At 45.1% G+C, this 10,332-nt stretch carries 9 protein-coding genes; 5 read left to right on the top strand and 4 right to left on the bottom strand.

All coding sequences use genetic code 11. The features are described from left to right. The first annotated feature begins 25 nt into the window (after nt 1-25). Nucleotides 26-1,027, top strand: a complete 1,002-nt coding sequence (locus QUA99_RS31065) for a hypothetical protein (RefSeq protein WP_333244913.1) — start codon at nt 26-28, stop codon at nt 1,025-1,027. Between the two features lie 331 nt (nt 1,028-1,358). Here QUA99_RS31065 and QUA99_RS31060 read toward each other — a convergent pair whose 3' ends face one another. Further along, entirely contained in the window at nt 1,359-2,339 is a 981-nt protein-coding gene (locus QUA99_RS31060) for an ABC transporter ATP-binding protein (protein WP_333244910.1), read from the bottom strand. Nucleotides 2,340-2,449: 110 nt separating this feature from the next. On the opposite strand from QUA99_RS31060, the gene QUA99_RS31055 reads away from it, so the two are divergent. Continuing rightward, a complete protein-coding gene (locus QUA99_RS31055; protein WP_333244907.1) occupies nt 2,450-2,656 on the top strand; it encodes a hypothetical protein in 207 nt (68 codons plus the stop codon). Nucleotides 2,657-2,858: 202 nt separating this feature from the next. Here QUA99_RS31055 and QUA99_RS31050 read toward each other — a convergent pair whose 3' ends face one another. After that, on the bottom strand, nt 2,859-3,788 hold the full coding sequence (locus tag QUA99_RS31050; RefSeq protein ID WP_333244905.1) for a phosphoribulokinase: 930 nt from the start codon (nt 3,786-3,788) through the stop codon (nt 2,859-2,861). A 246-nt stretch (nt 3,789-4,034) separates the two neighbouring features. Beyond that, on the bottom strand, nt 4,035-4,208 hold the full coding sequence (locus QUA99_RS31045) for a hypothetical protein (RefSeq protein ID WP_333244902.1): 174 nt from the start codon (nt 4,206-4,208) through the stop codon (nt 4,035-4,037). A gap of 208 nt (nt 4,209-4,416) precedes the next feature. Between QUA99_RS31045 and QUA99_RS31040 the strand changes: the two genes are divergently transcribed. After that, nucleotides 4,417-5,550, top strand: a complete 1,134-nt coding sequence (locus QUA99_RS31040; protein ID WP_333244899.1) for an adenylate/guanylate cyclase domain-containing protein — start codon at nt 4,417-4,419, stop codon at nt 5,548-5,550. A gap of 208 nt (nt 5,551-5,758) precedes the next feature. Here QUA99_RS31040 and QUA99_RS31035 read toward each other — a convergent pair whose 3' ends face one another. Further along, the gene (locus QUA99_RS31035) at nt 5,759-7,402 is read right to left on the bottom strand and encodes a GTP-binding protein (RefSeq protein ID WP_333244896.1); all 1,644 of its coding nucleotides are present in this window, start codon (nt 7,400-7,402) and stop codon (nt 5,759-5,761) included. Between the two features lie 98 nt (nt 7,403-7,500). On the opposite strand from QUA99_RS31035, the gene QUA99_RS31030 reads away from it, so the two are divergent. After that, entirely contained in the window at nt 7,501-7,683 is a 183-nt protein-coding gene (locus tag QUA99_RS31030) for a hypothetical protein (RefSeq protein ID WP_333244893.1), read from the top strand. Nucleotides 7,684-8,067: 384 nt separating this feature from the next. Further along, the gene (locus QUA99_RS31025) at nt 8,068-10,011 is read left to right on the top strand and encodes an ATP-binding protein (RefSeq protein ID WP_333244890.1); all 1,944 of its coding nucleotides are present in this window, start codon (nt 8,068-8,070) and stop codon (nt 10,009-10,011) included. Nucleotides 10,012-10,332 lie beyond the last annotated feature (321 nt).

Here is a 10,332-nt window from a genome sequence, read left to right as displayed (position 1 = left end):
TTTTGGCTGGCATACATTCTAACTAATGAGCGCTTATTTTATATTTATATTATACAATCTAGCTGCGTATCAGCTTAAACCTTGCTTGCTCGTTTTCGATCGCGCCGACACACTTTTGAAAACAGGAGAAGCCAAAGCCGCTGGTTATTTCGCCGAAGATTGTGCAGAATATGCTTGGTTATTCAAACAACTTTTAGAAACAGAACATCAAAGCAAAATTATTTTCACCAGTCGCGAAAGCTTAGCCGAATTGCCGCCAACTGTCACCCGCGAAATCCAGCTAAACGGATTGGATCGAGATGCCGCAGTTGCCCTATTGCAATCTTTTAATCTGACTGCGAATGCAGAGGAATTAGCGGAAATGGGCGATCGCTATTCAGGACATCCCAAAGCGTTACAACTCGTCGCAGCCTTGATTCGAGACGATACCGAATTTCAAGGAAATGTCGGGCTTTTTCTGCACCAGAGAGACTGGTTGCTGATTCGAGATATTGAGAGATTAATTGATAGAATGATAGCACGTATCAGCGACTGCGAGCAAACTTGTCTCAGCCGAATTTCTGTCTATCAAACCTCAAAATATCCGCTATCTTTTGCAGGGATTACCGCTCAAATGCCAGAAGTTAGCAAGTATGAACTCCAAGAAAATATTATTCAGGCCCTCAAGCGACGACAATTGCTATATTACGATCGCCACCTCAAATCCTATCAGTTGCATCCGCTAGTGCGAGAAAAGGGCGAGTACCTGCTAAGTCAAAACGCTGAAAATCTCCGTACCGCCCACAGCCAAGCCTATCACTATTATATCAGCATTCCCCTCAAACCAAAATCAGAATGGCAAGATATCGAGGATATTAAGCCGCTAATCAGAGCGCACTATCATGCTTCTCAAGCAGGAGATTTAGATGCAGCAAATGCCATTATTTCTGAAGTTTGTGAGTATCTGCGGCAGTGGAATTGTGCAGAGTTGGTGTGTGGAAATCTACAGTTGCCATTGTTAACAGAAGTAAAAAACATAACTTTGTAGGGGCGGGTTCACCGACAATAATTGCCAAAAACCCACAATCTCATAAACCCGCCCCCGCGCCACCATCAATCCCAATCTACCTCTTTCAAAATAACTATAAAAACCTGGAGGGCGGGTTTATTTAACCTGTCTGCACCGTTAAATTTGTTGGTGAACCCGCCCCTACAGGATGTATGAAAATGGCGCAGAATGTGAGATTAAACTGATATATTGCACCATTTTCAATAACTCTGTAGGGGCGGGTTCACCGACAATAATTGCCAAAAAGCCACAATCTCATAAACCCGCCCCCGCGCCACCATCAATCCCAATCTACCTCTTTTAAGATACTTCAACCACTAGAATAAATCCCTCTTTCTTGCAGTTGCTGCATAAAAAACTCTTCCAAACTAGGCTTAGCCAAATTCATCCCAATTAGCTGCCCTCCCGTACCGCTCAGACTAGAAAGAAACTCCTTCGGATCGCCCTGCAAATGACCGTACCACAAATCATTATCAACTTCCATATCCGGTATCCATTTTTTCAGGATATTCAAGTGGCCGCCCCTACCTTCAACCCGGTAAGTTTCAGTATTACCCAAAAGTTCGTCGATCGCACCAATGCAGATTAACTCACCCTTCGCTAAAATTGCCACTCGATCGCAAATCTTCTCCACATCAGACAATATATGCGAATTAAAAAAAATTGTTTTTCCTTGATTTTTCAGCGATAAAATTATCTCCCGCATCTGATAGCGTCCCATCGGATCTAAACCAGACATCGGCTCATCTAAAAATACCACATCTGGATTGTTAATCAAAGCTTGAGCCATGCCGATCCGTTGCAGCATTCCCTTAGAATACTGGCGCAACTGTTTTTTAATTGCCGCCGATTGAGATAGCCCAACTAAGTCTAGCAAATTCGGAATTCGCTGCCGCTGAATCGAGGGGGGAATTTGAAATAACCCCGCCGCAAATTGCAAGAATTCCCAGCCGGTGAGATAATCGTAAAAATAGGGATTTTCTGGCAAATAGCCGACTCGCTGCTTCACGGTGCGATCGCCCAAAGGCCTCCCCAACAGCAGCGCCCGCCCAGAAGTGGGGCGCACTATACCCAGCAAAGTTTTCAGCAGCGTAGTTTTCCCCGCTCCATTTTGCCCTAACAACCCAAAAGTTTCCCCCTCAGAGACAGTCAGAGTGCAATTTTTGAGCGATTCAACTTTTTCATTCATCCAAAAGCCGGTACGGTAGAACTTCCCCAGATTAAATGTTTCCACCACTGGGGTAGCTCCGGGCATCTCGGTGGGAATTGGCGCATCTATAAGAGGTTCCATTTTCGTAAGCGAAATAAGTAGCACCTGATTATATTCTATGGCATAAGTTCAGTAATAATTGTTCTTTTTAATGTTAAACTAATATTAGCTGCACTTAAATATTTCTGAATATGGATCGTTCAAAAATTATTGCTATTATCACTGGGGTGATTTCTATAATTTTAGCAGTTGCCTACCTGCTGCTCGTCACCATCCTCGACTTCCGAGGCGAAATGCTGCCCGCACCTCAAAGTCATTTGCCGGTTTCGCAGCCGATTCAGCAATTGGCTAATGCTAATCTGACTTTACCAGCACTGAGGATTTATCCTCAATTGTGACACAAATAATATAATTTAAATTCCGCAATTTCGCCCGTAAATTATGTACGTAAAACTCCGGGCGAAATGCTGCTATTTGTAGGGTGCGCATTGCGCACCTTACCACTATTTAATCCGCCCAGGACGTTCCGGGAAGCTCAGTCGAGCCACCGACGAAAGTTTGACTGTTGGGCGGTTGAAACCGCCGAGTTTTCTCACTCAATTAATACACGTGAATTGCTTTCATCATGTGATATGCAACCAGCAACTGCGTCAAAGCTAGCGGGTAACTTTGCAAAACTTCGCCAGTTGTGCCGATCAGTTTGCCAATTTCCGGGTTGCCTTGGGCGGTGCAAAATCCCCGCAGGTGTGGCAACTCGCTGCACAAGATCATTTCCAGTTCGTTTACTTGATCGCTGGTAGCGTGGGAGTCTACTTCCAAAACGTCAACAGGTTTGCCCATATCCCGATCGAGTTCCAAGCGAATTGCAGGTTTAAAACTCTCGCTGCCTCGACCTAAAATTTCAGTAAAATCAGGGTGAGGAATTGTCGGTCTGAGCACTAAACGGACGCTCAAATTGGATTCATTTTCCGCTTCTGGCGGGTAAAAACTAACTACAACGTCGGCCGATTTGCGCTGAGGACGAATGAAGTCTTCAGAGTCCGGTTCCCGTTTTTTTATTTCTGCAAGCACCTGTTCTTCCGTATAACCGCGCTTCATGATATCGCGCTTAACTTTCCACTGAGTTCGCAACTCTTCTGGGGGAGCGAGATACACTTTTACGTCGTAAGAATCGCGGATTGTTCGGGTTGCGTAACCCAGCAAACCTTCAACTATGACAAATTTGCTGGGCTTGATGTATTCCGGCGGGTCGAATGTACCTGTGGTGTGGTTGTAGATGGGTTTGAGAATTGCTTGTCCGGTGCGCAGCAGGCTGAGGTGCTGCTGCATGATGTCGAGGTAATTGCAGTCGGGATGCAGTGCTGTGATCCCGATTTCGGCCCGCTGCTTTCTATCGTAGCGGTGATAGTCGTCAGTGCAAATCACAGTGACATTTTCTGGCCCCAATACTTGGGCAATTCCCCGCGTCAGGGTGGTTTTGCCCGCTGCGCTGTCTCCGACAATACCGAGAATAATTGGTCGATCGCTCATTGTTTTTACCCCGACGGACAATAGCAAATTTTGTTGTGAACCTTACATCTTATCAAAGTTGTGTTCGATCCGATCGCTCGAGCCGATAGTTTGAGTCGATCCCCCGGACTCTCCCTAATGTGTAAAATTATTGTCATATTTCTTAATATAATGCGGCATCTGAGACTGAGAGAGTATCTGATTAAAAAATCACGCCCATTTCTCAACTGCCCGCGATGTCGATCGTACTTTTGAATCCAGCTATTGTCACAATCTCGAGAAAATTACCCCTACAAAGTGTCCCGGCAGTCTCTTTTGTAGTGCTAATTGCAGCAGCGGTGCTACTGTTGGGATATTTTTGGTTTCAAAACCCGCAGCAAGCAGTGAATCAATTTGCCACTCAATCAATCGAGGCGGAGGCTGACCAACTTTACCAGCCATAGGAAGTTTTAGCCAAAGCTTTCGTTATTTTGACAAATTAGTATAAATTTGAGTTCAGGACGCAATCAGGTCCTCAATAGCCTGTCTTTTTTACTCTTGTTTGCCTGCTGCAACGCATCTTTTCGTGAAAAAAATCGGTTTCGACGCACCCGTGCGTAATTTCTAAATTTAAACAAATCTCAAGTTGAACTAAGCCCGTAGCAAGCCGATGAATCAACAATATTCTCACAAATTTAGGGGCAGTATTTTAATTGTTGACGACAATCTTAACAATTTATCGTTACTGGAGCGGATCTTATCGAAGAAAGGCTATGAAGTACGACTTGCACATAACGGCAAACTGGCGATCGATTCTGTGGATTTGACTCAGCCTGACTTGATTTTGCTGGATATTATGATGCCCGGTCTCGATGGTTATGAAGTTTGCAATCTCTTGAAAGCGAGCGATCGCACTCGGGGCATTCCCATTATTTTTTTGAGTGCTTTGGTAGAAGTTTCTCATAAGCTGAAAGCCTTTAATGCTGGCGGGGTAGACTACATTACTAAACCTTTTGAAGCCGTAGAGGTGGTAGCTAGGGTTGAAAATCAATTGCGGCTGCGGGAACTAGAGTTGCAACTCAGGGATAAAAATAAGATGTATCGCCGGGAAATCGCCTATCGCGAACAGGCAGAAATTGAAACGCGGTTGCTGTTGGAAACAACCAAATTGCAGAAAGAAGAAATTGAAGAACTGCTATTAAATATTTTGCCGAAAGCCATTGCAGATCGCTTGCAGGAGGGACAAAGCATAATTGCTGACAGCTTTTCGGATGTCAGCGTTTTATTCGCAGATTTGGTAGGATTTACGAGTTTTGCCTCTCAAAAAAGTGCCGCAGAAACGGTGAAAGTTCTGAATCAAATTTTTAGTCAATTTGACGAGTTGTCGTTGCGGCACGGTTTGGAGAAAATCAAAACTATGGGTGACGCTTATATGGTAGTCGGCGGTTTGCCCGAACCGCAGGAAAATCACGCTTTTGCGATCGCCCAAATGGCACTGGATATGCAAGCTGCTGTCGCTAGCTTCAATTTCAAAAACAATCACAACTTTAGTCTCCGCATTGGGATAAATATTGGTGGGGTAGTGGCGGGAGTCATTGGCTTGACTAAATTTAGTTACGATTTGTGGGGAGATACAGTAAATGTTGCTCAGCGGATGGAATCAAACGGTATTCCGGGAGAAATTCAGGTGACTCCTGCGGTTTACAATCGTTTAAAAGATAAATTTTTGTTTAAAATGCGCGGTGCTGTTGAGATTAAAGGTAAAGGAGAAATGATGGTTTATTTGTTGCTGGGGCGAAATTAGTTCATATCGTTTCCGGTTGCACGAGAGACATGATATAGAGGACACGGCAGTGCCGTTTCCCTACCGCAATTAATTGTAGGGACACGGCACTGCCGTGTCCTGATGGTTCGACACTTCGGCTTCGCGCCTACCGCTGTGGGTAATATTAATTCCGATGCTACCGAATTTGAGATCGGGGGGATATTTAAGCCGGATTTGATATTACTAATTACCACTCATCCTTTCGTTTGTTGCTGTAAGTTTCCCAATCGTCGTATTGCGGCCGCTGATACAAAGGTTCTGGTTCTATTTCTGATTCCAATTCGGCTGACATTTCTAATTCCGGTTCCGATTCCTGCTGATAAATGTTCAGAGGTTCGACAACGCGGGCGATCGCATCTTTGACAAATGCTTTGACAAACTCGTCTTTCCGATTTAACTGAAACTGCCTTTGCACGACTTCGGCGATGCCGCCGTCGCCCCAATCTTGGTCGTGGCGGAAATATTCAATAAAACTTTTACCGGCAATTCTAGTTAAATAAGCGGCGCTGACTGCTTGAATTGCTTTGCCAAGTACAAACCCCGCTACGCTTAACTGCAACGCCCTTGACACTACTTGAATTACGCCTTCAACTATGCCCAAACTTGCTAGGGTTTTTGCAAGAGACAAGGCCAATTCTTTCGCGCGATCGATATTTAATTCGCAGCCGTAAATCTTGGCAATTTCTACTACCATTTGAGCGTTAACTGCTGCTGTCGCTAACAAATCCACAACTGGCAAAGGCGTTACAGCAATTACTCCGGCTCCGATCCACTGAAATCGCTCTACTACTTTATCAGCTTGCCGCCTCCTTTGAGCGTCAATTAACTTGCGCGCTTGGTCTCCCAAGTGCTGAGATTGCAGCAAAATATTATCCGCAATTAAGTCTTCGCCTTCGGCTCGCAAAATCGCAGCGACGCGCCGAATTAATGGCATAATATCCGGGTCTGGCTGAAAAATTGTGCCGTCTTCTAGTACAACTTTTTGCGGATTGGCGCTAATGGCGACTACATCCATTGCTGATACGAAACCTTTGACTCGCTGCTGCAGCCTAGTGACAATTTCATCTCTGTCGGTGTCGGGATAAAGGTCAACTTTATTAAAAACCACGATCGACCTTTTGCCAATTTCCGCTAAAGTCCGCAGCGGTTCGTACTCGGATTTTCGCAAATCGCCGTCCAAAACAAATAAGATCAAATCAGCCCTCGCCGCCAACTGCCTCGCCAATTCCTCTCTGTAAGTTCCCGCAACTCCCGCTTCCAAGATACCTGGGGTATCAGTAATTGCTAATTCTCGATCGATTCCTTTCAATTTCAGAGTGTAAGTTTCGCCAACTTCGGTAGTTCCCATCGGCGCGCCCACCTGTCCCGCCATCCGCCCCACCAGCGCATTCACTGCGGAAGTTTTGCCCGCAGAACCGGTGCCGAAAACAACTACTCGAACGCTGCCGCGAGCCATGCTAGCTTCAATTTCGCGAGCTCTCAACAGCAAAGCTTGCCGCGCTACTTCATCTTGAATGCGATCGACTTGCTGCCTGATTGCTTTGAGATTTTCCGAAGCTGCTTCACTTTTCACAACAGGAACCTTCGGATTAATCGCCCGTTTTCCCTTAACTTTCTGAGGGCGTTGCAGCAGCCTAAAATAGTAAACCAGCGCAAAAATTAGGGTTCCCAAAAGTACAATTATCAGGAAAATCAGCAAATTAGCCAGCAGCGGAGAAGCAGACCACGCAACTTGACTGTAAAGCCCTGTTAAGGAACTCACCAGCCCAATAATCAGCCCCAGGGCGAGGCAAAAAGCAGCAATTAAGGTTAACAGGCGCGGCAAAGGCATGAGGGGAGTGGCAAATAAAAGGGTTATGCTTTGATTTTTACATTACGCCGATAGTCATCAGTCATTGCAAATCTCAAATCTCAAATCTCAAATCTCAAATGGCGAAGCGCCCGTTAGCGAAAGCGTTGCGATCCGAAGGAAAGCCCGCCCCTACGGGGGCTGCGCCAACGAAGAGGATCGTACTGCGCGATCCCGCAAATCCCGATTCTGCTTGTCCGGGGAGTGGGCGAGATTTGCGGGGTTTGAGCGCCAGCGGGACGGACAAGTGCGATCGCGCCTGAGTCTGCCATTGTAGCTGGCGCGATAACTAAGTTACAGCCGTGAAGCGTAGCTATCCCGCAGGGAATCGCCCGCCCGAACCGCAGGCTGGTTTATTTGCACCTACCTACTTATTTATTCGGTAATTTATTCGATCGCGATTCGAGCAATACTTTTTTATAAAAAATAAATATCCGATTAAGTACCCAGGAACCCGGTTTCTTAACGTAAATGCGTCTTGGAAGCTCCGAAAGCGGAAACGAGAAACCCGGTTTCTTAGGGTATAGTGTCAAGCGTCCTAATTCACAAAAGTTATCAAATTAAGTATCCGTGCGGTACTCTCAAATCAGTCGCGAGTTAAGTTAGACTGAATTGTCAGTGCGTGAATTATTCACAGGTTAGCATCTATGCAGCTCAAACATCTGAATCAGCCTTCACAAACACTCCCTACCTCTTGCGAGCATAACATTAAAGACAGCCAGCCACCAAAGCTTAATTATTTCGCTCAAATAGCCCGTTCCTTTGGCAACCTCAGTATTAGCGACAAAATCTGGCGCGGGTACGCACTGGCTCTTTGTGTTGCGATTGGGGGAACGACTGTCGGGATGTTGGCGGGCAATCATTACTATCGCAGAACGAACAATCAAGTACACATCGATCGAGAAAGTCGGCTTTTAAATAAGTTGCAGGTGGCTTTACTGCGGACGCAAAACAGTCAAGAGCGGCTGATTTACTGGATCGAACAGCCTGAAATATTTGACCGCAAATACCAACAGCTACAAAACAATACCTACAGTTTGAAGTTGTCAATATCTGAAATTGAAAGTCAGAAAGACATGGAAGACGTAGAAGGTTTACAAAATTTTAAAACCAATTACGCTTCGCTACTGTCTAAATACATTAACCAGCTAGAAATTGTAAGTCAAAAAATCAGTAATTTGCCAAATAACCCCGGTCAAAAAAGTGTTAAACGCAAGTTGCTGTCGAATTTAGATCGAGATAAAACTGGGTTGGAACTAGATAGGGCGGTCAATGATATAGCAGAAATTATCGATCGCGCCCAAGAGCAAGAAGATGCAGCGCGGGAGGCCCTGCTGCGAGCGCAGGCGCTGCGGGTGCAAATAATTTTTGGTAGCATGGCACTGTCGATCGTCGTTGCAGCACTGCTGGCGGGCTTCACCAGTCGGGCGATCGCCAAACCCCTCGCCGCTGTAACTAATATCGCTCAGCGAGTGACCCAAGAGTCTAATTTTCAGTTGCAAGTACCTGTTACCAGCACCGATGAAGTGGGAGTATTGGCATCTTCGCTGAATCAACTGATTCAGAAAGTAAATCACTTGCTAGAAGAATTGAAATCCCAACAAGAAAGCCACATACTTCAAAATGAGAAAATGGCAACTTTGGGGCGGATGTTAGCCGGTGTTGCTCACGAAGTTAACAACCCAATCAATTTTATATATGCCAATATAGATCCGGCGAGACATTATGTTGAAGATATTTTAGATTTGCTCAACACTTACGAAACCGAAATCTCCAACGCGCCTGCTGCCGTTATCGCCAAAGGCGAAGAAATAGACATCGATTTTCTTAAAGAAGATTTGATAAAAATATTAGACTCGATGCAAGTAGGGGCTGAAAGAGCCAAAGCTATTATCTTAAGTTTGAAAGATTTTTCTCGCCTCGACGATGCGACCCCTCATCCCGTGGATTTGCACGCCTGCATAGACAGCAGTTTGCTGATTCTTAACAGCCGAATCAAACAGGGCGTTGAAGTGGTGCGAAATTACGGGAACATTCCGAATATTGAAGGATATATGGGTTTGCTTTACCAGGTATTTGTGAACATTTTGAACAATGCACTAGATGCTGTGGAAGAGAAAGCAAAAAGTGAGAAAACAAGTTTTGAAGAGGCGAACAAACAATCTGCTTCGGAGTCAATCAAACAGGAAGCACCGAGTTTTTTGCCCAGGATTGCGATCGCTACAGAATACTTAGACGACGACTCAGTGGTAGTGCGAATTTCCGATAACGGTACGGGAATAGCGCCAGAAAGTCAAGAAAAAATGTTTGAAACATTCTTTACGACTAAACCGAGAGGTGTAGGTACTGGTTTGGGATTGGCAATCGGTCGCGAAATTATTGTCAAGAAACACGGCGGGACGATTAACTTTTGGTCGGAGGTGGGAACGGGGACGGAATTTACGATCGCCCTGCCGATTAAACATGAGGATTTAATGCCAAATACGCTCTTAGAACCTTCAATTAATCGCGAATATAATTCCCTTTGCAACGCGAACGCACCAACCAACTCCGAGGTGAGAGGAACGGAAGCATCTCACTTTTGCAGTTAAGCGAGAAATGGGAGTTTTAAGGCAGGAGGCAGGAGGAAAGAGGAAGAAGGAAGGAGCCAGAAGAAGTGTTTTTACAAATATGAGATGCTCCCAGAGGAACTACTGTAAAAACTTAAAAATTATCAGTTTTTATCCCAGTTTCAGAAAAGAATGCAACTGCAAGCAAGCTCCCCACTCTGATGTCATAATTCATTCCAAATCTAAAATCTAAAATCTAAAATCTAAAATGGTATGAGATTGCTTGCTGACAATCAAGCATCCAGGATACAAGCCCCCGGATTCATCCGTCCAGAAATAAAAAACCTGTATCCGATGAAACTT

This window comes from Microcoleus sp. F10-B2, assembly GCF_036704965.1.
In the GTDB taxonomy this organism is placed as follows: Bacteria; Cyanobacteriota; Cyanobacteriia; order Cyanobacteriales; family Microcoleaceae; genus Microcoleus.
The sequence above is the reverse complement of the archived record's forward strand: the minus strand, read 5'-3'. Positions and strand labels throughout refer to the sequence as shown.

Coding starts and splice junctions, on each gene's coding strand:
- QUA99_RS31065 (WP_333244913.1), top strand. CDS start 26: ATGAGCGCTTATTTTATATTTATATTATACAATCTAGCTGCGTATCAG.
- QUA99_RS31060 (WP_333244910.1), bottom strand. CDS start 2,339: ATGGAACCTCTTATAGATGCGCCAATTCCCACCGAGATGCCCGGAGCT.
- QUA99_RS31055 (WP_333244907.1), top strand. CDS start 2,450: ATGGATCGTTCAAAAATTATTGCTATTATCACTGGGGTGATTTCTATA.
- QUA99_RS31050 (WP_333244905.1), bottom strand. CDS start 3,788: ATGAGCGATCGACCAATTATTCTCGGTATTGTCGGAGACAGCGCAGCG.
- QUA99_RS31045 (WP_333244902.1), bottom strand. CDS start 4,208: ATGGCTGGTAAAGTTGGTCAGCCTCCGCCTCGATTGATTGAGTGGCAA.
- QUA99_RS31040 (WP_333244899.1), top strand. CDS start 4,417: ATGAATCAACAATATTCTCACAAATTTAGGGGCAGTATTTTAATTGTT.
- QUA99_RS31035 (WP_333244896.1), bottom strand. CDS start 7,402: ATGCCTTTGCCGCGCCTGTTAACCTTAATTGCTGCTTTTTGCCTCGCC.
- QUA99_RS31030 (WP_333244893.1), top strand. CDS start 7,501: ATGGCGAAGCGCCCGTTAGCGAAAGCGTTGCGATCCGAAGGAAAGCCC.
- QUA99_RS31025 (WP_333244890.1), top strand. CDS start 8,068: ATGCAGCTCAAACATCTGAATCAGCCTTCACAAACACTCCCTACCTCT.